Annotated in this window: 20 protein-coding genes; 6 read left to right on the forward strand and 14 right to left on the reverse strand. The window is 32.3% G+C overall.

From position 1 onward, the window contains the following. Positions 1-4: 4 nt before the first annotated feature. The 5 genes from nuoL to H6622_03260 are packed head-to-tail and all read right to left on the reverse strand — an operon-like array spanning position 5 to position 4,642. Positions 5-2,191: an NADH-quinone oxidoreductase subunit L gene (nuoL, locus tag H6622_03240; GenBank protein ID MCB9060518.1), complete on the reverse strand. Its 2,187-nt coding sequence runs from the start codon at positions 2,189-2,191 to the stop codon at positions 5-7. 9 nt (positions 2,192-2,200) lie between these two features. Beyond that, positions 2,201-2,506: an NADH-quinone oxidoreductase subunit NuoK gene (gene nuoK, locus H6622_03245; protein MCB9060519.1), complete on the reverse strand. Its 306-nt coding sequence runs from the start codon at positions 2,504-2,506 to the stop codon at positions 2,201-2,203. A gap of 9 nt (positions 2,507-2,515) precedes the next feature. After that, positions 2,516-3,043 carry an NADH-quinone oxidoreductase subunit J gene (locus H6622_03250; protein ID MCB9060520.1) on the reverse strand — a complete coding sequence of 176 codons (528 nt, stop codon included), beginning with the start codon at positions 3,041-3,043 and terminating at the stop codon, positions 2,516-2,518. A 12-nt stretch (positions 3,044-3,055) separates the two neighbouring features. Then, the gene (gene nuoH, locus H6622_03255; GenBank protein ID MCB9060521.1) at positions 3,056-4,213 is read right to left on the reverse strand and encodes an NADH-quinone oxidoreductase subunit NuoH; all 1,158 of its coding nucleotides are present in this window, start codon (positions 4,211-4,213) and stop codon (positions 3,056-3,058) included. Between the two features lie 9 nt (positions 4,214-4,222). Beyond that, positions 4,223-4,642 (reverse strand): NADH-quinone oxidoreductase subunit A, encoded by a 420-nt coding sequence (locus tag H6622_03260; protein MCB9060522.1) that lies wholly within the window; start codon positions 4,640-4,642, stop codon positions 4,223-4,225. A gap of 229 nt (positions 4,643-4,871) precedes the next feature. On the opposite strand from H6622_03260, the gene mfd reads away from it, so the two are divergent. The 6 genes from mfd to H6622_03290 are packed head-to-tail and all read left to right on the forward strand — an operon-like array spanning position 4,872 to position 14,546. Further along, a complete protein-coding gene (gene mfd / locus H6622_03265) occupies positions 4,872-8,363 on the forward strand; it encodes a transcription-repair coupling factor (protein MCB9060523.1) in 3,492 nt (1,163 codons plus the stop codon). Positions 8,364-8,398: 35 nt separating this feature from the next. Continuing rightward, positions 8,399-9,214: a peptidylprolyl isomerase gene (locus H6622_03270; GenBank protein MCB9060524.1), complete on the forward strand. Its 816-nt coding sequence runs from the start codon at positions 8,399-8,401 to the stop codon at positions 9,212-9,214. Positions 9,215-9,245: 31 nt separating this feature from the next. After that, positions 9,246-10,154: a SurA N-terminal domain-containing protein gene (locus H6622_03275; GenBank protein MCB9060525.1), complete on the forward strand. Its 909-nt coding sequence runs from the start codon at positions 9,246-9,248 to the stop codon at positions 10,152-10,154. Between the two features lie 9 nt (positions 10,155-10,163). Next, positions 10,164-12,953 carry an excinuclease ABC subunit UvrA gene (gene uvrA, locus H6622_03280; GenBank protein ID MCB9060526.1) on the forward strand — a complete coding sequence of 930 codons (2,790 nt, stop codon included), beginning with the start codon at positions 10,164-10,166 and terminating at the stop codon, positions 12,951-12,953. Further along, complete coding sequence (locus H6622_03285; GenBank protein MCB9060527.1) at positions 12,950-13,720, forward strand: RNA methyltransferase; 771 nt, start codon at positions 12,950-12,952, stop codon at positions 13,718-13,720. Before uvrA ends, H6622_03285 begins: the two co-directional genes overlap by 4 nt. Then, positions 13,713-14,546 (forward strand): succinylglutamate desuccinylase/aspartoacylase family protein, encoded by an 834-nt coding sequence (locus tag H6622_03290; protein ID MCB9060528.1) that lies wholly within the window; start codon positions 13,713-13,715, stop codon positions 14,544-14,546. Before H6622_03285 ends, H6622_03290 begins: the two co-directional genes overlap by 8 nt. A gap of 156 nt (positions 14,547-14,702) precedes the next feature. Here H6622_03290 and H6622_03295 read toward each other — a convergent pair whose 3' ends face one another. From H6622_03295 to H6622_03335, 9 genes are all read right to left on the reverse strand, one after another. Then, positions 14,703-15,146, reverse strand: coding sequence for a hypothetical protein (locus H6622_03295; GenBank protein ID MCB9060529.1), 444 nt, complete (start codon positions 15,144-15,146; stop codon positions 14,703-14,705). A 16-nt stretch (positions 15,147-15,162) separates the two neighbouring features. Beyond that, positions 15,163-16,137, reverse strand: a complete 975-nt coding sequence (locus tag H6622_03300; protein ID MCB9060530.1) for a hypothetical protein — start codon at positions 16,135-16,137, stop codon at positions 15,163-15,165. Positions 16,138-16,319: 182 nt separating this feature from the next. After that, positions 16,320-16,607 (reverse strand): ATP synthase F0 subunit C, encoded by a 288-nt coding sequence (locus H6622_03305; GenBank protein ID MCB9060531.1) that lies wholly within the window; start codon positions 16,605-16,607, stop codon positions 16,320-16,322. Positions 16,608-16,638: 31 nt separating this feature from the next. After that, entirely contained in the window at positions 16,639-17,430 is a 792-nt protein-coding gene (gene atpB, locus H6622_03310; GenBank protein MCB9060532.1) for a F0F1 ATP synthase subunit A, read from the reverse strand. Between the two features lie 10 nt (positions 17,431-17,440). Beyond that, complete coding sequence (locus H6622_03315) at positions 17,441-17,803, reverse strand: hypothetical protein (GenBank protein MCB9060533.1); 363 nt, start codon at positions 17,801-17,803, stop codon at positions 17,441-17,443. A gap of 174 nt (positions 17,804-17,977) precedes the next feature. Continuing rightward, positions 17,978-18,754, reverse strand: a complete 777-nt coding sequence (locus H6622_03320) for a tetratricopeptide repeat protein (protein ID MCB9060534.1) — start codon at positions 18,752-18,754, stop codon at positions 17,978-17,980. A 20-nt stretch (positions 18,755-18,774) separates the two neighbouring features. Next, a complete protein-coding gene (gyrA, locus tag H6622_03325; GenBank protein ID MCB9060535.1) occupies positions 18,775-21,225 on the reverse strand; it encodes a DNA gyrase subunit A in 2,451 nt (816 codons plus the stop codon). Positions 21,226-21,242: 17 nt separating this feature from the next. Beyond that, positions 21,243-23,693: a DNA topoisomerase (ATP-hydrolyzing) subunit B gene (gyrB, locus tag H6622_03330; protein MCB9060536.1), complete on the reverse strand. Its 2,451-nt coding sequence runs from the start codon at positions 23,691-23,693 to the stop codon at positions 21,243-21,245. Positions 23,694-23,712: 19 nt separating this feature from the next. Continuing rightward, positions 23,713-24,804 carry a DNA replication/repair protein RecF gene (locus tag H6622_03335; protein MCB9060537.1) on the reverse strand — a complete coding sequence of 364 codons (1,092 nt, stop codon included), beginning with the start codon at positions 24,802-24,804 and terminating at the stop codon, positions 23,713-23,715.

Raw genomic sequence — 24,804 nt, forward strand, 5'->3', positions numbered from 1 at the left:
CTTATCAAATATTTAAATTCAAAATATAACTCGTTAACACGACGATAAAAACCACAAAGTAAAACTGGACTTTACCAGACTGCAACGTACGTAAAATTACATTGAAAACTCTTACACTTGCGCCTGTTCCATCAACGGACATATCCACAATATTTTGATCTATCCAGTTTGAAATTTTGTAGGCACATCTATTAACAACTTCTTGGCCATCTACAATATATCGGTCATAAACACCCAAATCTATCCAGGCCAAAAAATTATTCAACCTAAGCAACACCTTTTTAATCAAAACTTCGATATAAAAAGAATCAAAATAGTACTTATTTTTTAGTGCTTTATACCAAGCAGAAAAAGTTCCAACAAATGTTGCTGGATTAATAGATTTCTTCAGATACATTAATGCTGCCAGTAATATCCCACTGAAGGCTATTAAGATAGAAAGGATCGCACCTATCATATGTAATTGGTGTATATGGTGAGAAGTATGCTCATCTAAACCATGATCCGGATCATAGTGGGCCATTGGAAATTTTATTGTTGATTTTTCATCTGAAAACGAGAAGTTTTGCCGTTGATATGTCATAAAATTGCGAATATTTCCATGTTCGCCAATACTGGGTTTAGTTATCAAAGTTTGAAACCACTCGTATTTATTCTTGGGAAATATCTTCAGAAAACCCTGTCCCGTCATAGATCCAGAGAAAAAGAGACCAAGTGTAAAAAGCGCAAGAATCATTAATGGTACGTTTCTATTCCAAAGCAATTTCTCTTTATGAGTGTGCTCGTAGAGATCTTTATCTCTTGGTTCTCCAAAAAATGTAAGAAACATCATTCTAAACATATAAAATGCGGTTAAAAAAGCTGCAGAAAAACCAAGAACAGCTACTGGCCATAGCTGAGGAGCATGAGAAGCTGCTACTAGAGCGTCACCTAAAATTCTATCTTTTGAAACAAATCCACTGAAAAAAGGAACTCCACTGATTGCTAATGTGCACAACATCATACACCAAAAAGTAAATGGCATTTTATGTCTTAATCCACCCATTCGAGGCATTTCTTGAACATGTCCATGTGTGTGATGGTCATGAAGAGAGTGAATAATAGAACCTGCAGAAAGGAACAAACAAGCTTTAAAAACAGCATGTGTAATGAGATGCATAAATGCTGCATTATATGATCCTACACCTATACCTAATACCATATAACCTAGTTGGCTGATTGTAGAATATGCTAATACGGCCTTTATATCAGTTTGAATTAAAGCTATAGTCGCTGCAAGAAAAGCAGTAATTGCACCAATATAAGCGATGAATATAGTTAATCCTCCAAGCTCCATTAATGGATACATTCTAAGAGAAAGATAGACTCCGGCAGCAACCATTGTAGCAGCATGAATTAAAGCTGAACATGGCGTAGGACCCCACATAGCATCAGGTAGCCAGACTTGTAATGGAACTTGAGCAGACTTACCAATTGTTCCCATAAAAATTGAAAGTCCTGCAAAAGTAGCAATTGGAATTCCCAGCACAAATACCCCGCTTAGCCTGTTTTCTGCTATGGCAGCGTAAATATCAACAAAGGAAACACTTCCAATCTGAGTCCAAAGAGCTAAAATCCCTAGCAGAAAGAAGACGTCTCCTACCCTAGTAGTCATAAATGCTTTAATCGAAGCATTCCCTGCTCCTTCTTTTTCGTAATAAAAACCGATTAGTGAATATGAACAAAATCCCATAATTTCCCAAAAGATAAAAACAGAAAGTAAATTATCGGATAATACTAGACCCAACATTGCGGAAGTAAATAAAGAAAGGTAGACAAAAAATCTTCCAAAGCGAGCATCATCTTTCATATAATAAGTTGAAAAGATGTGAATCAAAGATGCTGCACCGGTAACCATAAGAAGCATCACTGCTCCCATATTGTCTATGTAAACACCCATTTTCACTACGAAATCAAGTCCAGCTCCCGAAATATCAAACCAGTTGAAAACTTTATGAACATGGTTATTTTCTGAATAAACATTTAAAAAGTCACAAAATATTCTTAGAGCAAAAATAAAAGAGGCCAGAATAGAGGCACAGCTAATTCCAACTGCGAGTTTTGTAAAACGTTTAACAATAAAAGCATTTATAACAAATGCCGCTAATGGAAAAAGAACTATCGGTGCAATTGAGCCAATTGTATAATCCATCTACTATCCCTACCCTTGTAATTGAGAAGCATCATCAATATGAATGGTCTCTCTAATTTGAAAAAATCTGATGACTATTGCAAGTCCTACAGCAGCTTCAGCTGCTGCAATGACAATAATAAACAATGGGAAAATATGCCCATCAATATTTTGTGAAGTGTACCGACTATAAGCTACAAAATTTAAAGCAGCTGAATTTAAGATCAATTCTATTCCAAGTAAAATAGCGACAATATTCTTTCTTGCGATAATAACTAGCATTCCGCAGATGAACATTACAAATGAAATCATTAAATATACGGCCAAATTTGACATGACTTCCCCTTATCTCTTTCTTGGTCGTGCTATAGTTGCTGCGCCAACTAGAGCTCCCAATAATAATACAGATGAAATTTCAAAAGCTAAAACATGATCAGTAACAAGCAACTCCCCAATCTTCTCAACTGTAGGAGAAAATGGAGGTAAAGCTTTCACAATTTCTTTACTCTTAAAGACTCCACTAAGAAGTTTTAAAACTGACATTGAAAAAACCAAAGATGTTAATGAGGCGATCGTGTATGTTTTAAAATTACCCATCAAAGGAGTATTTTGAGTCTTAATCTTAGATACAAAATCAACCCCTCCCGTAAGCATAATTGCAAAAAGCATCAAGATTACAATACCACCGACATAAACGATTAGTTGAATCGCTGCTACAAAATCTGCCCCTAAAGTTAAGTACAAACCGGCAACTCCAATGAGTGAACACAAGAGATAAACACATGCATGCATTATATTCTTATCTGATACAACTTTTATTGCGCCACCAACTGCCATTACTGCTGAAAAGAAGAATAAAATATCATCAAACATCAAGTGTCCCCTTTAATGATGGCCAGCGCCACTCATGGCAGCAAAATGTTTTATTAGTTCAATCATTGATTCTCCATCAAAAAAATACATCCAAAAAGCACATCCGATTAAATTAAATATTGCAATCGGAGTTAAATACTTCCAACAAAGGGTCATTAACTGATCAACTCTTAGTCTTGGAAGAGTCCATCTAATCCAGATAACCGCGTAATAAAGGAGAAGAGTTTTAGTCAGAAAGGATCCAAGTTGCAACACTTGACCAATTATTGTATCTCCACCTAAGTTAAATGGTACGTTGTAACCACCTAAAAATAATGCTGAACCAACTCCACATACGACAAAAACTTCAATATATTCGGCCAAAGCAAAAAAAGCAAACCTCATACCTGAATATTCGGTATGGTAGCCAGATACTAATTCAGACTCTGCTTCAGGTAAATCAAAAGGAGCACGATTTGTTTCGGCCAGAGCACCTATGAAAAATACAAAAAAAGCTAGAAATGTAAATGGATTGTGAAACAAAAACCAACCTAGGGGGAGGGCCCCTTGAGATTCAATCAAAGTCGTAAAAGATAATCCTCCTGATAATAGGACGATGCTTAAAACTGAAATCGTTACAGGAATTTCGTAACTGATAATTTGAGAAGCTCCCCTCATTCCTCCAAGCATCGACCACTTTGAATTTGAAGAATAACCTCCAATAAAAATCCCAACACCAACCAAGGAAGATACACCTATCAAATAAACAACTCCAATATTAAGGTCGGTCAAAATAAAACCACTCGAAAAGGGAACAACGGCCAGAGACATAAAAACCCCAAGTATGCAAAGTAAAGGGGCCAAAACAAAAAGAAATTTATCTGATTGGGCGGGAATAATATCCTCTTTTAAAATCATTTTCACACCATCAGCTAGAAACTGTAATATCCCATAAGGCCCTACTCTGTTTGGGCCCTGTCTCATCTGAATATCTGCTGATATTTTTCTTTCAGCATATGTTCCTAAACCACCAATTGTTGCCATAACAGTAATCACTAATGTTACAGCAATAAAAAAAGTTAAAAAGGCCATGAAACCAGAAGTATCAAAACCAAAAAAGGCATTAAAAAGTTCAACCGTTTTTTGATAACCACTAAATGTTGAGAGGTAAGTAACTATCGTTTCGTTCATCCATTCACCCTATTTGTCAGAGTCTTGATTTTTAATATTAAAACTTTTTACCCAATCTAGATCACCCTTTCTCCAACAATATGCAATCCCTGCGATTAAAACAGCTAGAAAAAGTAAAACCTCAATAAGTAAAAGACCTCCTCGGCCAATTTCATTCATTTTTTTGAAAACAGTTACAACTGGAAACATCAGAGCGGATTCAACATCAAATATAATAAATATCAATCCCACGACATAAAATCTTACATTGAAAGCAGACCATGCAGTACCAATTGGATCTTCACCACACTCATAGGCCATTTCTTTTAGTTTGGTTGGATTTTTTGGACGAATAAGGGACCCAATGAGCAGCGAACCACCTACAAGAAGAAGTCCAAAAACAAATAAAATTGCAACAGGAATAAATACATTTATACCAGAAGAGACCATTAATAACTCCTCAAAGTGGAGACTACTATCTTTATAGTACCCTAAAAATCACACTGTAATTTTCCATACACTACATGATTCACAACGTCTTGAAAACGGTTCATAGAAAGATTTTTTTAACGCATTTAGCTTAAGCTCAAATATTTTAGACACACCTTGACATCAAGAGTAGTTTTACAGATTAGACTTAGTTCGTCTATTAAGGATCTCAATAAATTGGAGCAATACAATGCTAGATTCTATTTTTTCAAAAATTGATAATAACCTAGAGAAGCACAATCATGTCTTTTTGCATGGACCTTCTTCGGATCAATTATCTGTTATTCTAAATTATTACCAAGATTTTAAAAAACAGAATAATTTAATTATCTGTCAAGACAATGAAGCTGCTGAACACGTCTTTAGTTTTTTAAAGGACATTCAGATTAACGCATCAAAACATAATTTATACATGTACTATCCCTATGAGGACACCCCTTATAATGGTATTTTTCAGTCAGAACAGGATATGCACTATAATTTTAACATCCTCTTCAAGCTATCTCATAATTCTGAAAATCTTACAGTTGTAACAAGTATTGATGCGGTTTTTCAAAAAATCCCAAATAAATCATTTTTTAAAGATCATTATCTAAGTTTAAATGTAGAAGATATCATTTCCCCAACTGAACTTGCTCAAAAATTATATCATTTGGGCTACAACTCTGGATCATCAATCGAGGAACCTGGAACATTTACACAAAAGGGTGAAATTTTTGATATTTGTACACCAGGTAAAGATGCTTTTAGAATACATTTTTTTGATGATCTAATTGAAGAAATTAGTTGTGTTGATTTTGTTACAAAACGTACAATTGATAACTCAAAACTTAATTCAATAGATATTGGTCCAAATACTCATATCGTGAGAAATAATCAATTCACACAAAATCTAAGAAAAAACCTGCCTTTCCCAAGGCCTGGTCAACGAGAAAAATTTGAGTTTAAGAAATCAATTTTTGAAAGTCTTTCGAATGGAATAATATTTGAGGACTATATATCTTATTTTCCACTATTTTTCGATAATAAGCAGACTCTCATCGATTATTTTAATCTAGACCTATCAAAGCTCTATTTTTTTAATTATGAAATTTCGATGAAACAACTTGAGCTATTTAGAGAACATCTTTATGACATGTATGATAAATATTTTTCCATAGAGGATACAAATTCTCTCCTGCCTGATCCCAATGAATATTATTCATTCTATGAGCAAATTGTGTTCTCTAAGTACAAAAAAATCTATCATGATCAATTAAAAATTGAAGTTGAATTAGAGCTTAAAGATGAATTCGATCACTTTCACTTAAAATTGGATCCCCTAAGCAGTATAATCAATTCTATAGTTAATCCTACAATTTCTAGAGAAGTAAAAATTAGATCAATCTTGGCATATATAGATAAGAATTTTAAATATTCTGGTAATATTATTTTTCTTCATAGCAACGATTCAACAAAAATTGAATTTAAACACCTTCTTGAAAGCAATCTAGAAGAATATTCAGAGATATATAAACGTGTTCATTATTTAAAAGCATATTTACCTAGTAGTTTTTTTCATGAAAACAGTAAAACTATTTTTATATCTGATAATGAAATATTTGCTGCAAAGAAAAGTAAAACAAAACCAAAGTTGAATTACGATCTAGATCTTTTTGCAGAACAATTATCAACCTTAAAAATAGGAGACTTTGTTATCCATAGTGATTATGGACAGGGTAAGTATCTTGGATTGGAACAAATTGATCATGGAACAGGGTTAAATGATTTTTTAGTCATAGAATATACTTTGCAAGATAAAATTTATGTTCCGGTTTATAAAATCGACCAAATTCAAAAACAGGCCGACTCAAGTGCAAATTTACAACTTGATAATTTGAGAACAAAATCTTTTGAAGTGACAAAAGCAAAGGCAAAAAAATCAGTTAAAAAACTTGCTTTTGATTTACTAAAACTTCAAGCAGAAAGATCTTCAATTCAATCATTCCCTTATTCTCCACCCGATGAAAACTTTCATCAATTTGAACTGGACTTCCCTTATGAGGAAACTCCTGATCAGAAAAATGCTTCACTAAGAGTCATTGAAGAAATGCAAAAAACAACCCCTATGGATTTTTTGGTTTGTGGAGATGTAGGTTTTGGAAAAACAGAAATTGCAATGCGGGCGGCCTTCAAAGCTGTGCTAGATCACAAGCAAGTTGCAATACTTGTTCCAACGACCATACTTGCACTCCAGCATTTTAACTCTTTTATAAAAAGATTTAAAAATTTTCCGGTTAATATCCAATTTGTTTCAAGATTAAAAACTCCAAAGCAAGTTCAAGCTATACTCAGTGATCTTGAAGAGGGAAAAGTAGATATATTAATTGGAACACATAAAATTCTTTCAAAATCAGTCGTCTTTAAAGATCTAGGACTTGTCATAGTTGATGAAGAACAAAGATTTGGTGTATCTCATAAAGAAAAACTCAAGCTATTGAAAACTTCTGTTGATTTTCTCACTCTTACAGCAACTCCAATACCAAGAACAATGCAAATGGCCTTCCTAGGATTAAGAGAATTGGCCCTGATTAAAACTGCACCACCTAGAAGACAGTCAATTAAAACCTATCTTATAAAAGAAGACGAAGTAACTCTAAAAATGGCCATTGAAAAGGAACTGAATCGCGGTGGACAAGTTTATTTTGTTCACAACAGAGTAAGAGATATGGAAATTATCAAAGAAAAAATATTAAAGTTAGCTCCAAAAGCAAATATACTTATAGCACATGGACAATTGCCAGAAAGAGAACTTGAAAAAAGAATGACCGCTTTTTACAATGGTGATTTTAATGTTCTTTTGGCCACAACAATTATTGAGAGTGGTATTGATATACCAAGTGCAAATACAATGATTATTGATAGAGCTGATACTTATGGCCTTTCTCAACTTCATCAATTGCGAGGTCGAATCGGAAGATCTGACAAAAAAGGTTATGCCTATTTTGTGATACCTGAAAGTAAAATAATTAATGATAATGCTCAAAAAAGACTTAAGGCATTACAAACATTTTCTGAACTTGGATCAGGTTTTAATATTGCTTCCAGTGATCTTGAAATACGAGGAGCTGGAGACATCTTAGGTGCTGAACAATCTGGTCATATTGCAAATATAGGGCTTGAACTTTATATGGAACTGCTTAAAGAAGCGATTCACAATTTAAAAGGTGAAAAACAATATCTCAAATCAAATATTGAAATATTTGCTCCGTTTAGTGGTTTAATTCCAGGACACTATATTTCGCAACAATCTGAACGACTTAGATTTTATAAAAGAATGTCAAATACTTCCTCTCTTGAAAAATTATCTGACATCATTGAAGAAATGAAAGATATTTATGGGCCTTTTACACAAGAGGTGGAGAATCTGAGTGTTTTAATCCAAATTAAAATTTTATTTCAAGACAAGGCCATCACACAAGTTAAGGCTGTGGGAAATACATTAAAATTAAAATTTAACGAGGGAAAACTAGCTGCAAACTTAGAATTTAGAAATAAACTTGTTGAGAATCTTTTCAATCACCCTAATAAATTCAGCTTTTCTCCAGACTACACAGTGAGTTACAGACATCATGCACAACTTTCTCCTGAAGAAATGTTGAATGCTGCAAAATATATTGCACAGCAAATCATCCCATGTTAGCGTTATTACTAGGAACTTTTTAACGGGAAATTCTTATGCAAATGTCAGTTACAATCATACTATCCTTTCTTTTATCTTTTGGACTTTTCGCAAGGAAAAATGATCCGATTGTGGCAAAAGTAAATGGAGAAGAAATTTACAAGAGTGATTTAGAAAATACATACGACAAACAAAAATATATTGTTACAGACAGGCCTACCACTAGAGATGCTGTACTAAATGATCTCATTAACCGACAGCTTGGCATTCAAAAAGCAAAAAAAAATAAACTTGAAAGCAATGATTTAGTTAGAAAAAAAACTGAAGATATTCTTTACCATGCACAAGTTTCAAGAGATTTAGAACCTCGCTTGAGAGATATAAAAGTAAGTGATGAAGAGGTAAAAGAGTATTACAAGCATAGCCCTGAATATAGAACTTCACAAATACTCTTTCGTTTAAAAGTAAATGCAAGCAAAGAAGAAATTCAAGACATGATGGCCAGAGCATTGGATGCTTACAATAGATTAAAAGCACACCCAGAATTATTTGCTGAAATTGCCAACAAAGAATCCATGAGCTCTAGTGCTTTGAATGGTGGGGATATGGGCTATCTGCCTGCAGTGAGAATGGCCCCAGAGTATTTTAAGGCAATCAAACAAACAAAAATTGGTCAAATTACTCCACCTGTCAGGACTCAGCTTGGCTTTCACATAATCAAGGTCATCGCCCTTAGATCTGAAGATGAAATTGACATGTCGCTATATAAAAAAATAATATTTGATCAAAAGCGTGATACCCTTCTCAATGAATATTTTAAAGAACTACGCAAAGGTGCGTCTATAAAAATTGAAAAAAAGTATTTAGAATAGCGCCCTACTAAACCTCTACGTTAGGGCGTCTATGAAATTATTCCTTCTTTTCTCTTTTGTCTTTTCCGCTTCTATTCATGCTAAATTACTTGATAAAACAGTAGCTGTCGTCAATACGAATATTATAATGCAATCAGAGGTTGAGCGAATTTTGCAAAATTACAAAATGCGTTCTCAAATTTCTCCAGGTATATATGATAATCGCCAGATAAATGATCAAAATATAGTTAATTTGCTTATTAGAAAGTATCTTATTCGTTCTAAATTACAAGAAATGGGCCATGTAATTTCAAATGAAGACATTGAGAATTATATTAATTCAGTTGTTCAAAAGGGTCTTGGCTTTAATAGGGCACAGCTAACAGAATATCTTATGCAACAAAATATGACCTTTAATGAGTATTTTGAAATAACTCGTGAGTCACAAGAATTTACTATCTATAATAGAAGAATCATTATGCCACTTGTCTCAATCACTGAACAAGAAGTTAAGAATCAATTTTTTGAACTTAACAAAAATGATAGCACTCTTGCAGTTAAATATAACCTTGTAGACTTCTCGATATCAAAATCAGACGTAAGTAAAGATTTGTTAACAGGTATGTCTAAGGCCCTAAAAGCGATGTCTGAAACAGGAAACCTCTCTTCTGATTATAAAAATGTCTCTACAAATGATTTGGGTGAAATTACCGAAGATGGATTAACAAAAGATCTGAAAATGTTACTTAAGTCGACACCTGAAGGATCTTTCAGCTCTCCTATTCTTTTGAACAATGAGTATCATGTGTTTTTTGTAAAAAAGAAAGATCTGGCAGAATCATTTATTTTTACTGAAAATAAAGAAAAGATTCGAGAGATATTAATGAGAAAAAAGGTTGCTGAAATTTCAAAAATTTGGGTAGAAAGAGAATCAAATAAACATTATGTTAGAAAATTTTAAAGTGATATTATGGGAATTGACCACATCGTTATTCGAAAAGCAAAAGTTCATAACCTAAAAGAAATTTCACTAAAAATTCCTAAAAACACTCTTACTGTCATTACAGGCCCTTCAGGTTCTGGTAAATCTTCTTTGGCCTTTGATACTATCTATGTTGAAGGACAGAGAAGATATATTGAATCTCTCTCATCTTATGCAAGGCAATTTTTAGGTCAATATCAACCTCCTGATGTCGAATCAATCACAGGACTTTCTCCAGCAATTGCAATTGATCAAAAAAGCACTTCTAGAAATCCAAGATCAACAGTAGGAACGATCACTGAAATTTATGATTATCTTAGGATACTTTTTGCTCGTGTTGGAACTTTATATTGCCCTGATTCGGGGCAAATAATTAGGTCATACTCACCTAGTCAGATTGCAAAGTTTACGGCCGAAAAAAAAGAAAATGCTAAACTTCATATTTTATCCCCTCTTTCAATTCCAAAAAAATTAAACTCAAAGTTCTTTGATAACTATAAAACACAGGGATACTTAAGGGTTAAAATAAATGATGAAATATTAAAAATTGATGAAATAACAAAGTTCTCCTCAATAAATAGTTTAGACTTAGTAATTGATAGACTCACTAACAAAAAAGAAAATGAGAAGCGCTTAATTGATTCTATTGAATTGGCACTGAAGCTAGGACATGGAAAAATAAACATATTAATTGATGATGATGTTTATTTTTTTTCAGAAAAAAATATTTCACCTGTAACTGGTGAAATTCTTCCTGAACTCAATCCTAAACTTTTCTCTTTCAACTCACCCTTTGGAGCATGTCCTAAATGCAATGGGATTGGAGAATCAAAGGTTATTACAAAAGAAGGGATCATCTTTGATGAAAATCTTTCAATACTTGATGGAGCACTTTCTCCTGTTAATAAAAAAAGTTCATTTCTTTATAAAATGATTTTAAGTATAGCACAGGAAGAAAAAATTGATCTCAGTATTCCTTATAAAAATCTTACAAATTCATTCAAAACTCTACTTTTCGAAGGCAGTTCTAAAGTTTATCGGTATAAATTTACTTCAGAAAACTCAAAATTTGAATTTTCTAAACCTTTTCCAGGGCTTATTTCCTGGTTAGAAAAAAAATATCTTGAAAGTTCTTCTGAAAAAGTTAGATCCAGCTTAGAAGAGTACATGCATATTCAAAAATGCCCAATGTGTAAGGGAGATAGATTAAATCAAATAGCTCTTTCAACTAAAATTAATGAATTCAATATTATGGATCTTGCAAACTCCCCTATTGTTAGAACATTAAATAAACTTGAGAATATTAAATTAGATGGTGAAAAGAAAATTATCGCAGATAAATTACTAAAAGAAATTCTCTCAAGATTAGGATTTTTGATCGATGTAGGCCTTGAGTATCTTACTTTAAATAGATCTGCGGCAACACTCTCTGGTGGTGAATCACAAAGAATCAGACTTGCCACTCAAATTGGCTCAGCTCTTTCTGGAGTCTTATATGTACTAGATGAACCCTCAATAGGTCTTCATCAAAGAGATAATAAAAAACTTATAAGTACTATGAAAAAATTAAGAGATCTCGGCAATACTGTCATCGTTGTTGAACATGATGAAGAAACAATACGTGAGGCCGACCATATAATTGATATTGGGCCAGGAGCTGGTATACACGGAGGAAAAATCGTCGCACAGGGTTTACTTTCAGAAATTCAAAATCTTAATACAATAACCGCAAAATATCTATCAGGTAAGAAGAAAATCTCCTGTATCCCAAAAAATTATTCACCTGAAAATTTTTTAGTCTTATGTGGTGCTAGTCAAAATAATCTTAAATCTGTTGATGTGAAAATTCCAAGTAATGGACTCGTTTGCATTACAGGAGTTTCAGGTTCAGGAAAATCAACTTTAATTCATCAAATACTTGTTCCTGCTCTTAAAAATAAAATAGATAAAAAAAATGGCCATCTTTATAAAAGAAGCAATTTTCAGTCCTTAACGGGAAGTGAGCAATTTAAATCAATAATCGAACTTGACCAATCCCCTATTGGAAGAACTCCAAACTCAAATCCAGCAACTTATAGCGGATTATTTGATCTCATAAGAGCTTTATTTGCAAAAACTCCAGAATCACAAGTCAGAGGCTATAAACAAGGACGATTTTCTTTTAATGTTAAGGGTGGAAGATGTGAAGAATGTGAGGGAAATGGAGTAAAAAAAATTGAAATGCATTTTTTACCAGATGTCTTTGTTACTTGTTCTGAATGTAATGGTAAAAGATATAATGATGATACATTATCAGTTCTATACCGTGGAAAAAATATAGCTGATATATTAGAGCTTACAATTGAAGAGGCCTGTAGTTTTTTTGAAAATCACAATAAAATCAAGCAAATTTTACAGACACTTAACTCTATTGGACTTGGATATATGAAATTAGGCCAATCAGCGACGACTCTCTCAGGTGGTGAGGCCCAAAGACTGAAACTAGCAAAAGAGTTAGCAAAATCCATTAGAGGTAAATGTTTATATGTTCTGGATGAACCAACAACAGGTCTTCATTTTGAAGATATAAATATTTTACTTGTTGCAATTAGAAAGTTAGTTGACTCGGGACATGCAATGATCGTCATTGAACACAATTTAGATGTCATTAAAAATTCAGACTGGATCATAGATTTGGGCCCTGAAGGTGGAGAAAAAGGAGGAACAATTCTTTTTTCAGGCCTACGTGATGAACTCAAAAATATCAAATCTTCTTATACAGGGCATTTTCTTAAGTGAAATATTATAAAAATAACTCCCCTACTGATGAACTCATTGAAAAATTCTCAAGCTTAAAAAAATTAGATAATTATCAAAAAATTATAGTCGATGGCCCAAAATGTTTCATGCAATTGTTAAAAACAGATTTAAAAATTCATGAAATACTTACTCAAGAAAAATATTTAAACTTGTTAGATCATAGAAGAATGACAGATACTCATATACACATTTTAGAAAATTATGATTTAGAAAAAATTATTGGCCACAAAGTTCACCAGGGAATAATTGCTATTGCTGATGCACCACCCCTATTAGATATAAACTTTTTGTCAGGTCCAGCGATTTGCCTCAATGGCCTTACTTCACCAGAAAATGTTGGATCTATTATTAGAACAGCTGCTGCTTTTAATATTAAAAATATAATTTTTGATCAGAAAACTGTGAATCCTTTTTCTAGGCGTTGCATTCGGGTTTCTATGGGAAATATTTTTAATATAAATGTGAGTTATTCACAAAATTTAATACAAGATCTTCAAAAGCTTAGAAATACGTATCAAATTATTTCAACAGCAAATAAGGAAAATTCAAAGGAAATTTCTGCAACAAAATTTGATTCAAATTCCCTTATTATCATTGGAAGTGAGGGCCATGGAATAGATAAGCAAATCTTAGAAATTTCTGATATTGTTTCAAAAATACCAATAAGTCATTCAACTTTACATTTAAATGCATCTATAAGTGCAGCAATATATATGTATGAACTAACAAGGAATACGAATGTTTAGTGATATTATCTTTCTTTCTGCTACACATGGAAATGAACCTACTGGCGTTTATTATACACGAAATTATATTGATCAATTGAGGGAAAAATTTCCAAACTTTAGAATTCATGTTCATGAGGCCAATAAACTGGCCCTTCAAAATGGTGTTCGTTACATTGATGAAGATTTAAATAGGATTCTTGAAAGTGAAAAAAATGAAAATCATGAAACAAAAGAATTCGAAATATTTAAAAATAAATTTTCACATTTAGATCAACAAAGTACTTTTATAATTGATCTTCATTCTGCAACATCAAACATGCACTCAACTCTTGTTAATTCAAGAACTAGCTCCGTAGTCAAAAAAATAATTTCAAATGTAAAAAATGATAGTCCTGATACATTCATTATCGAAACAATACATTTAGATAATAACTCATCATTTTTAAGTAATTACTTTAAGCATGGAATTCTTCTAGAGTTTGGGCCCATTGCACATAATACAATCTCACACTTTTATCTTGAAAAAATGGATGTTATTGTAAATTGTATTCTGACAAATATTCTGAATATTAATCATATCTATTTTTTTCAATATGAATTTTTTAAAGTTTTTGACACTATAGTTTTTCCAAATAATTTTCCAGATTTTACATACTATATACCCAAAACAGTTAATGATTTTAAACTCATTAACAAGAATGATCCATTGCTTATATCCCCTACTAGACCAATTATTTATGCTCAAAATGATTTCTATCCAATTTTTGTAAATGAAAGCTCATACTTTGATAAACGTATTGCTATGCTTTGCTGTCAAAAACTAACAATGGATTCTTTAACATGAGAAATTTTTCCTCTTGAATATTTAAAAATCTTATTATTTGGAAAATTTTTCCCTCTTGATTTTTATCTAAAAAAAGTTAAATTTAATATGAATTAATATATTTTTTAGCATCATGAAATGCACAAAAATATAAAACAAATACCTGAGCAAAATTCTTTAATCAAGTATTTCGCTTGATATTTTTGTCGGAAATTCACATACATGAATACCTGAGACAGGATTCAGGTATTCAAATTTTTGAATTTCTTGATAATTCTTTAAGGGATCTAAATATAGTTTAGCAGGATAGAGTCTATAACCAATTTGGATAATATCAATCATTTTTTTATTATCAAAAATAAAATTAGATATCTGAGTTTCATCAAAATCAAAATTCATCGAATGTTGAAAATTAAAAATTATATTATCGAAACTTAGAAATATTATTCTATGTAGGGGAGAAGCAGATCGATTTTTATGAGCGATTTTGAGCACATTAAAGCGGCATTTAGAATTATCTTTTGGATTATGTCCCTCATACAGACCTTTTGATATAAGAGAAGAACCCAAGCAAGAAACAGTAATAAAATATATACAAAATTTAAACACACTAAAATTCATGATTGAATCTTTTCAGTTATTTATTTCTGCAGTTAAACAATCCAACTAATAATTTTTGATCTGTCATGAATTTTTGGGTTGAATAAGAAAATCCACCTTCAATCTCCTTGAGTTGATTTTTAAAATCAAAACAAGAAGACATATAAAATTTTCTTCTCCTAGGGGTGAGACTTTCTCTATGTATATTTATTTTAACTTTTTGATTGTCATGAACTGATCCAAAGATAATTCCATGATAGCGAGAATCAATTAGACAATCTTTTGCTAGCTCACCAACAACTTCTTTAAACCGAGGAGTAGGACAAATATTTTCATTTGATCTACTTGAACTATTTTCAATATTTGAAATATTCAACGTTCCCATAAAAGAAGGGGGTTGATTTCTTTGGATAATAGTAAGCAAATTTTTCTTTTTTGATTTTAATATTTCAGGAAATCTATATTCCATATAAAAACTGAGGTTTTTAAGATCTTTACAATTATAAATCTTATAATTATTTCTCAAATTTTTACAAAACGCTTCATCGGCAATAAGTTTATCCATTTTTTTATTTTCATCTTTCTTGCTAAAGAGCTTGTAAAATTCAAAATATTCCATATTTTCTTTAATCGGATAATATTTTGATAATAGGGGAGTTAAATCAATCCTTTTATTATTAAAGAGAGCAACAACGTGTGTTTCAAATGCATCAATTTCTTTTTCGTTATAATATACTTGAAATTTATTAGGATCAATTGTTAGACATTCTGTTGTCTGTTTTAGTGGATAAAAATCTAAACAAACCATGGGTGACACTGCAAACATTACACTTTGATCATCCTTCAGTGGATTTGTGATATAAGTATGTGATTCTACACCATCAGAATAAATATCGTACTCTGCTTCGGTCACTATACTCTTACTGAATAAAATTTCAGTAGGACCTAAATAGAGATGAGGCATTTTACTATTAGAATAAACCACAGTATTAATAAAAAATATTAAGAACATACTAAAAATTTTTTTAATAACGCTCTCCTTAATTGTTCGAAAAACTCGATAAAGATATTATGACAATACCTGTAAGAAATGAAAACACTAATTCTTTTAATATGGCACATCAAAATGTAAAGGGGTAAAAAAAAGGCCGCTATGATCTAGCGGCCTGAAGCTATATTTGAACTTTATTAAAATTAAGCTAAGAAAACTGAAATAAGTACAAAAATTACAAGTGATTCCATAAGGGCAAGTCCAAGAATCATTGGAGTTTGTAGTTTATCAGCAGCAGATGGATTTCTAGCAATTCCTTCAAGTGCAACTGAAGCAGCTCTAGATTGAGCAGCTGTACCACCAAAAGCAGCAATGGCCATAGCTAAAAAGTAAGCAATGAATTTTGCAGCTTGAGTCCAATTTGCAACTTCACCTTCAGAACCAAAAGCAGCACCAGAAATAACAAGAGACAATAAAATCAACTTTTTCATAACATTCTCCTAAATTAAAAAGTCTTTAATATTAATGTGCGTGATGCTCATCATGATCGTGATGAGCAGTCGCTAAACTAATGTATACCATTGAAAGCATCGTAAAAACGTAGGCCTGGATAAAACAAACAAGAAGTCCTAAGGCCATAAAAACAATTGGAATAAATAGGGGAGCAAGCCCTGAAAAAACTTCTAGAACTTTATGGTCTCCCATCATATTTCCCTTTAACCTTAAGGCCAAAGAAACAGGACGAATAATATTAGACAGTATTTCTATTGGGAATATTAAGACGGCCAGGTACCAAAGAGGGCCAGCAAAGTGCTTAATATAGTTAATAACTCCTAGTTCCTTACATCCCTTGAAATTATAATAAAGAAATGAAAATAAACCCAAAGCTAATGTTGTAGAGAGATTTTCAGTTGGTGGAACAAATCCCGGAATAAGTCCTATTACATTTGAAGAAAATATAACTAAGAAGATAGTCGCAACGAATTTATAATATTTTGGGGCATCTTTTTCGCCTAAAACTGCCTTACACTGGTTATAGATAAATTGCCCATAGAGTTCAACAATGTTTCTATATGTAATACCTTTATCAGGTACAATGGCATTACTAGTTGAAGATAACGTTGCTCTATAGATAATACTTCCAAAAATCAATAGTAAGGCCACAAATGCAAAATGAACAACTTGCCAAGGAAGATGGAGGGTATGAGTTAAACCGCCAAGCCAAGTAAAAGATTCACTATTGGCCAGTAAATTTGTGGAGATTGAAGCAAATAAAAATGTATAACTTAAAGTTTTCAACAACTGTCGACTCATGAATTATCCCTCAAGTCTTCTTTATACTCAGTACAAGAATAAATATTTGAATTACGTAATTTAGCACCGCTATAATTACTCTTTTTCCCATCAATTGTACACCAAAAGTTAGGCCCATTGCTAAAATGGCCATTTTACCTATAGCACAAAAAACAATTTTCTTTCGACTTAGTTTCGTAGTGGAACCTTTAGCATTTTCAGTGAGCATATAAACTAATTCTATTAATAAAATATGATTAATGATTGTTGAAAAATAGACTATAAAAACTCCAAAGATCTCACTTTGTCCATTGCATATAAGAAATGATATTAGAGTCGTTAGTACAGTAAAAAGAATATAATTTTTAAGACTTATGGCCGTTACGAAGTGCATAATAAACAATTAAAAAAAGAGTATTGCAGATAATTAATAAAAATAAAATCACAGCAATTGGTTTACTAACAATTTCATTTTTATACAGGATATGTGACAAATAAGCACCTACAAAAATAGTTGAAGGAAAACTTAATGCAAGACCCACAATCTTAGCGTATTTTTTTTCGATTTTCATCTTCTTCTGGCCACACGTCTTTCATAAATTGAATTTAATCTATTTTTTATAACTTGAGTATTTGGGTATTCTCCCAATAGTGAATAATAAAGATCGTATGCCTGCTTTAATCTTTCCATGGTTTCATATGTATTTGCCATGAGAAATTTTACTTGAATAATATGATCTTTGCGAGTTTCGTGTTTTATATATTCTTTCCAATGGGCAATTGCCTTACGCCATTGTTTTTGTTCAAAGTAGCACATACCCAAATTAAAATAGCCTTTGGCCTGAAACTGTCGATCTTTATTTTTAGTTAATAGAAAAAAAACTTCAATTGCTTTAACATAGTTTTCAAGTTTTAAATATGCCTCGCCTAAACGTTCTTGATAAAAGTCAACTTTATTTAACTTTGGAACAAAATTGTAGAGTAAAGTATAATTTTCAACTGCAGCTGAGTAATTTTTCAGGTAAGAAAAATTAATTTCGGCTATTTTTTCTTCTGATTTTACAAGCCATAACGGATCATTTGTCATTTCTTTAATTTTAGAATAATGCTTTTTCGCTTTTTCTTGCTCATTTATGTAAATGGAATATAGTTCAGCCAATTGAAAATGAACTTTCATTTGGATTTGGTTCGCAGGTCTTTTTTCTAAAATATTTTCATAAAGATTTACGGCCTCAACATATTCTTTATTAAGAATGTGTTCTTGTGCTTTAAGTATTTCTTTATGTATACGTGGAGTGAAGTCACAAGATGATAATAAAATTAAAAATATTATCTTTATTATCATTTGGTGACTCCAAGGCAATATTATTTTTCTTCCTCTTCATCATCTTCTACAATATTTTCTACAGCAACTACTTTTTCGTCATCTTTTAGTCGAATAATACGTACACCTTGTGTCGTTCTTCCCATCATAGAAATTCCAGACATTTTTGTACGAATAACTTGGCCTTTATTGGTGATAATCATAAGATCGTCAGTATCATTTACTGGTTTGATTTCTATAATTTCACCATTTTTTTCAGTAAGTTTCATGGCCAAAATACCTTTACCACCTCTTGATTGCTTACGATATTCACTTGCTTTAGTTCGTTTTCCATATCCATTTTCAGTTACAGACAGTATTTCAACAGAATCATCAATTATTTCCATACCAATAATTCGTTCTTCATCACTAAGAGCTATCCCTTTTACTCCTTGTGAAACTCTACCTTGGGCCCTGCAATCAGTTTCGGCAAAACGTATTATTTTTCCTGAAGATGAGCATAAGAGAACATCTTTTTTGCCATCAGTTAAAGCAACTTTTAAAAGGTTATCTCCATCTGAAATTTTAATTGCTCTTAATCCTGAAGTTGCAATTCGTTTGTATTCAGAAATTTCAGATTTTTTTACAATTCCTCTTTGAGTTCCAAAGATAAAATATTTATAATCGTGCTCTTTAGGAATTCTCAAAATGGCCTTAATTTTTTCAGAACTAGGAACTGAGACGAGGTTTGCAATATTGCGTCCCTTAGATATTCTAGTCCCCTCGGGAACGTTATAAACTTTTAATGAAAACACTGTTCCTCTATTTGTAAATAATAGTAGGGTATCATGTGTATCAGCTGTAAAAATATCAGTGTAGAAATCATCTGAGAAACCACCACCTTTGACACCTGTTCCACCACGTTTTTGAGTCTTATATGTATCTAAGGCCATTCTTTTGATATATCCCTTGTGGGTTATCGTAACAATGACTTCTTCTTGTTTTATAAGATCTTCAACTTGAATTTCATCAGCTTTACCAACAATTTCAGTTTTTCTTTCATCTCCATAGTTTTCAACTATTTCAACAAATTCTTCTTTAATTATTTTTTTCAACAAATCTTCACTATCTAAAATATCTTGAAGTCGAGCAATTTCTTTCATAATTGCTTCATAATCTTTGACAATTTTATCTCTTTCAAGTCCAGTGATTCTTTGTAGTTTCATATCTAAGATGGCCTGGGCCTGAATCTCAGACAACGAATATTTATTTTGAAGAGCTGTTCTGGCCTGTGAAGGTCCTTCTGATTTTTTGATGAGCTCTACTATAGGATCAATATTTTCAACAGCTACCTTTAAACCTTCTAAAATATGAGCTTTTTCTTTAGCTTTCTTCAGTTCAAAAATTGTTCTTCTAATAACAACTTCTCTTCTATGGTCAATAAAAGCTCTTAACTGCTCTTTCAGGTTCATTACCTTTGGAGTTCCATTATTTATGGATAAGAATATAATCCCAAAAGATACTTGAAGCTGAGTTGTTTTATAGAGTCTATTCAGGATAACGCTTGCAATTTCTCCTTTTTTAAGATCGATGCAAACTCTAATTCCTTCTCTGTTCGATTCGTCTCTAATATCTGAAACACCTGTGATCTCTTTAGAATTAACAAGACCTGCAATTTTTTCAATGAGTTTAGCTTTATTTACCTGGTAGGGTAGTTCATAAATAACAATTCTTTCTCTATCTTTTCCAAAAGATTCAACTTCAGTTTTTGCTCTAATTTGGATTACACCTTTACCTGTATGATAGGCAGATTTAATACCTTGAGTTCCGTGAATTGCCCCTGCAGTTGGAAAATCAGGTCCAGGTATAAACTTCATTAATTCATTTATATTCAATTCAGGTTTATCAATGAGAGCAATTAAAGCATTCATGACTTCAGTTAAATTATGAGGTGGTATATTTGTGGCCATCCCCACGGCAATACCTGCTGATCCGTTGACGAGTAGGTTTGGAATTTTAGCAGGTAGAACCTGTGGTTCTTTTAAAGAGTCATCATAATTGGGCTGCCAATCAACTGTTTGTTTATCCAAATCTTTTAACATTTCCTCAGATAATTTTTTCATCCGAATTTCAGTATATCTCATGGCGGCAGCAGAATCACCATCAATAGATCCGAAGTTTCCTTGTCCATCTATAAGAGGATATCTCATAGAAAAATCTTGAGCTAATCTAACGATTGTATTGTAGACGGCCGAGTCTCCATGTGGATGATATTTACCGATTACATCACCAACAACTCTGGCAGATTTTAAAAAAGGTTTATTATGGTAATTATTTAGAGTATGCATAGCATATAGCACACGTCTGTGTACGGGTTTAAGTCCATCTCTAACATCAGGAAGTGCACGTCCAACAATTACAGACATTGCGTAATCGAGATAGCAGCTTTTCATCTCATCCTGTATATTAATTAGAGCTATTTTTCCTTCATTAATATTTTCATTTTCTGACATTTTATAATCCTATCAAATTATATATCTAAGTTTCTTGCATTAAGTGCGTTTTGTTCAACAAATTCACGTCTAGGATCAACATTATCTCCCATAAGAATTGAGAACACTTGATCGGCCTCAATACTATCATCAATATTCACTTTTAAAAGGGTGCGGTTCTCTGGATTCATTGTTGTTTCCCAAAGTTGTTCAGGGTTCATCTCACCTAGTCCCTTATAACGTTGAATGTATGCACCTTGTTTACCATCTTCGATAATAAAGTTTGTGAAATCTTCCAAATTTTCGAAGCTTTTCTCAATATTTTTATCATTTGTGACCTTGAAAGTACTATAAGCAAATTTTTGAATTCCTTCATAGTTGTTTACGAGATCTGCATATTCGGGAGACTCAATAAAATAGGGTGTGATTTTAAAATTCTTTGTCCTAGCTGTTGTAGTTACTTTAACATGTATCGAATTAGACTTACGTTCTAAATCTTCTTCAATTTTAAATTCATATTTTCTTAAGTTTTCATTTTCTCTTTCAATGTAATATTTTTCCAACTTATTCACAGAAACTTTGAGTTTATCGACATTATCAAGTGTTTCTTTATTCAAGTTTATGTTCTCAATAATTTGTTTTAAAAGATCCGAATCAAAATGTAGATTATATGAGTCAAGATGGCGTTTATAATTCTTATACTTATTGACAATCATTTTTACATCAGATGTATCTAAGCTATTTGAATCAACTTTTACTACAACTGACTCAACCGAACTACTTACAAGAAACTCTTCAAGTTCTTTTTCATCCTTGAGATATTCTTCTTTTTTTCCCTTTTTATATTTATAAAGAGGTGGTTGAGCTATGTAGATATGACCATTTTCAATCAACTCAGGAAATTGTCTATAAAACAATGTAAGTAGTAATGTTCTAATGTGAGAACCATCAACGTCAGCATCTGTCATGATAACTATTTTGTGATATCTCAGTTTTTTCACATCGAATTGATCTTTACCAATTCCTGTTCCAATGGCCTGAATTAACATTTTTATTTCATTATTACCTAACATTTTATCATATCGAGCTTTTTCAACATTAAGTATTTTACCTTTAAGAGGTAAGACGGCCTGAACTTTTCTATCCCTTCCTTGCTTGGCCGAACCACCAGCTGAATCACCCTCGACTATATATATTTCACAAAGTGAAGGGTCTTTTTCCTGGCAATCCGCCATTTTTCCAGGAAGTCCACCAATATCTAATGCTGTTTTTCTTCTCGTCAATTCTCTAGCTTTTCTAGCTGCCTCTCTGGCAGCAGCAGCATCCGCGGCCTTCCTAATAATAATTTTAGATGTGGCCGGATTTTCTTCCAAATATCTTTTTAGTCCCTCACCAACAAGAGAATTCACAATCCCTTCAACTTCAGAATTTCCTAGTTTTGACTTAGTTTGTCCTTCAAATTGAAGTTCTGGTAATTTTACTGAAATAATAGCAGTGATGCCCTCTCTCATATCATCACCAGTTAAGGACATTTTTGTATTTTTTAAGACATTATTATCTTTTGCGTAGGAATTGAGTACTCTGGTCAAAGCTGTTTTAAATCCTGAAACATGCGTACCTCCTTCAGGAGTTGCAATCGCATTAGCATATCCAGAAAGAACTTCAGAATAGGAATCGGTCCATTGCATAGCAATTTCAACTTCATGATCTTCTCTAGACTCAGAAATATAAATCACTTTTTTATGTAGAGGGGTTTTTGCTCTATTAAGATAAGTTACAAATTCTACTAAACCACCCTCGTAGTGAAATGTGTCTTTTTTCTCATTTCTTTCATCTTTTATTGAAATTTTAAGGCCTCTATTTAAAAATGCCATTTCTCTAAAACGATTAGTTAATGTGTCATAATTATATTCGTGTACCTCAAAAATTTCATTGTCAGCTTTAAAAGTGACAGCTGTGCCTGTTTCACCATTTGTAACTTCCCCTGTAACTTTTAAGGGTTCAACCGTATTTCCTCTTTCAAATTTTACTTGATGGACTTTTCCGTCTTTTTTGATTTCTACCTTTACCCATTTGGATAAAGCATTTACGACAGCTGCTCCAACTCCATGTAGTCCACCTGATACTTTATAGGCCCCACCTTCTTCGTTAAACTTTCCTCCAGCATGCAATTTTGTATAAACAAGCTCTGCTGCTGAAACTCCTTCTTTTTGATGAATATCTACAGGAATCCCTCTTCCATTATCAACGACAGTTACTGAATTATCAACATGAATGATTACTTTGATTTCTGTACAATATCCTGCTAATGCTTCGTCTACGGCGTTATCAACTATTTCATAAACACAGTGGTGAAGTCCTCTCACTCCCGTGTCACCAATGTACATTCCTGGCCTTTTTCTTACGGCCTCCAAACCTTCAAGAACCTTAATTTGATCGGCAGTATAAGTTGAACCAACTTTTGAAATTGATTGTGAGGGGTTTTCCACTGTATCTCCTGGATTAAAACTAGTTTAAAACTTTTGTATGCCCTTGTTCGACAATAAAGTTTTTTACATTGCCCACTTCAGCTAATTCATCTCTAAAGTTCTCATTTGCGGTAGTAATGATTACTTGATAATTTTTTGTGGAAAAATACTGAATTAACTTTTTCCACCGAAGCTTATCAAGCTCACCAGATACGTCATCAATCAAAACGATAGGGTAGGCCTTAAATTTATACCTGAATAGCTCAATATAGGCAAATAAGAGGCTTAAATAACTCATTTTTTGCTGTCCTAGGGAGCAGAATTCATAAGCGTTCATACTATTAACTTGAAGCACGTAGTCATCTTTGTGGACTCCGTAACTCGAATATCCCAAAGAAATGTCTTTTTTAAGATTATTTAAAAGCTTATGATTTAGATCATGCTCTGTATTAAATTCTGTTTGGTACTCTATTTCTAATAAATATTCACTATCGAAGGTTTCTGCAAAATTAAATCTTAAGTAGGGATTGAGCTCCTCGATGTAATCTAGTCTTAACTGCTTTAACTGATAGGAAAGAGTTACAAATTTAATATCATTGGCCCTAATTTGTGATTCAAATTTATAAGGCCTATTACTTAGTAATGAATTTCTAAACTTCAAACAATCATTATAATCTTTTAGAGTTTTCTTATACTCATCACTTAATAAGGAAAAATATGTATTAAACCAATCCCTTCTAACAGAAGGTGTTGTGTGAAAAAGTTGAGAGTCTATGGGATTGATAAATACAACAGGGATTTTCAGTTTTTTTCTCGCAGTTTTTCCTGCTAAAAAATAATGTCCAAATTCCTTACTCTGTCTGTATGAGTAGGCCTTAAGATCATTCTTGTCACTAAAAACTGAACTGATTATTAATTCAGGTTTTTCACAATCAATACTCAATATTTGTGGAAAACTCGATTTTTTACGAAAAGATTTACCGTGAGATAAATAAAAGATGGCCTCTAATATATTAGTTTTACCATTACCATTTTTACCAAAGATGCAATTTATATTCTCAGAAAACTCTATTGTCGAATCTGTTAAATTTCTAAAATTTTGTACACAGATTTTGTTAATTTTTAAGGACAT

Source organism: Halobacteriovoraceae bacterium (assembly GCA_020635115.1).
In the GTDB taxonomy this organism is placed as follows: Bacteria; Bdellovibrionota; Bacteriovoracia; order Bacteriovoracales; family Bacteriovoracaceae; genus JACKAK01.

What these genes read in the sequence shown, in the direction of transcription:
- atpB (MCB9060532.1), bottom strand. Translation starts at nt 17,430, where the DNA reads ATGAGTCGACAGTTGTTGAAAACTTTAAGTTATACATTTTTATTTGCT.
- nuoL (MCB9060518.1), bottom strand. Translation starts at nt 2,191, where the DNA reads ATGGATTATACAATTGGCTCAATTGCACCGATAGTTCTTTTTCCATTA.
- nuoH (MCB9060521.1), bottom strand. Translation starts at nt 4,213, where the DNA reads ATGAACGAAACGATAGTTACTTACCTCTCAACATTTAGTGGTTATCAA.
- H6622_03270 (MCB9060524.1), top strand. Translation starts at nt 8,399, where the DNA reads ATGCAAATGTCAGTTACAATCATACTATCCTTTCTTTTATCTTTTGGA.
- H6622_03300 (MCB9060530.1), bottom strand. Translation starts at nt 16,137, where the DNA reads ATGTTCTTAATATTTTTTATTAATACTGTGGTTTATTCTAATAGTAAA.
- H6622_03320 (MCB9060534.1), bottom strand. Translation starts at nt 18,754, where the DNA reads ATGATAATAAAGATAATATTTTTAATTTTATTATCATCTTGTGACTTC.
- H6622_03250 (MCB9060520.1), bottom strand. Translation starts at nt 3,043, where the DNA reads ATGTTTGATGATATTTTATTCTTCTTTTCAGCAGTAATGGCAGTTGGT.
- H6622_03295 (MCB9060529.1), bottom strand. Translation starts at nt 15,146, where the DNA reads ATGAATTTTAGTGTGTTTAAATTTTGTATATATTTTATTACTGTTTCT.
- H6622_03305 (MCB9060531.1), bottom strand. Translation starts at nt 16,607, where the DNA reads ATGAAAAAGTTGATTTTATTGTCTCTTGTTATTTCTGGTGCTGCTTTT.
- nuoK (MCB9060519.1), bottom strand. Translation starts at nt 2,506, where the DNA reads ATGTCAAATTTGGCCGTATATTTAATGATTTCATTTGTAATGTTCATC.
- mfd (MCB9060523.1), top strand. Translation starts at nt 4,872, where the DNA reads ATGCTAGATTCTATTTTTTCAAAAATTGATAATAACCTAGAGAAGCAC.
- H6622_03290 (MCB9060528.1), top strand. Translation starts at nt 13,713, where the DNA reads ATGTTTAGTGATATTATCTTTCTTTCTGCTACACATGGAAATGAACCT.
- H6622_03275 (MCB9060525.1), top strand. Translation starts at nt 9,246, where the DNA reads ATGAAATTATTCCTTCTTTTCTCTTTTGTCTTTTCCGCTTCTATTCAT.
- H6622_03260 (MCB9060522.1), bottom strand. Translation starts at nt 4,642, where the DNA reads ATGGTCTCTTCTGGTATAAATGTATTTATTCCTGTTGCAATTTTATTT.
- H6622_03315 (MCB9060533.1), bottom strand. Translation starts at nt 17,803, where the DNA reads ATGCACTTCGTAACGGCCATAAGTCTTAAAAATTATATTCTTTTTACT.
- gyrA (MCB9060535.1), bottom strand. Translation starts at nt 21,225, where the DNA reads ATGTCAGAAAATGAAAATATTAATGAAGGAAAAATAGCTCTAATTAAT.
- uvrA (MCB9060526.1), top strand. Translation starts at nt 10,164, where the DNA reads ATGGGAATTGACCACATCGTTATTCGAAAAGCAAAAGTTCATAACCTA.
- H6622_03335 (MCB9060537.1), bottom strand. Translation starts at nt 24,804, where the DNA reads ATGTCCTTAAAAATTAACAAAATCTGTGTACAAAATTTTAGAAATTTA.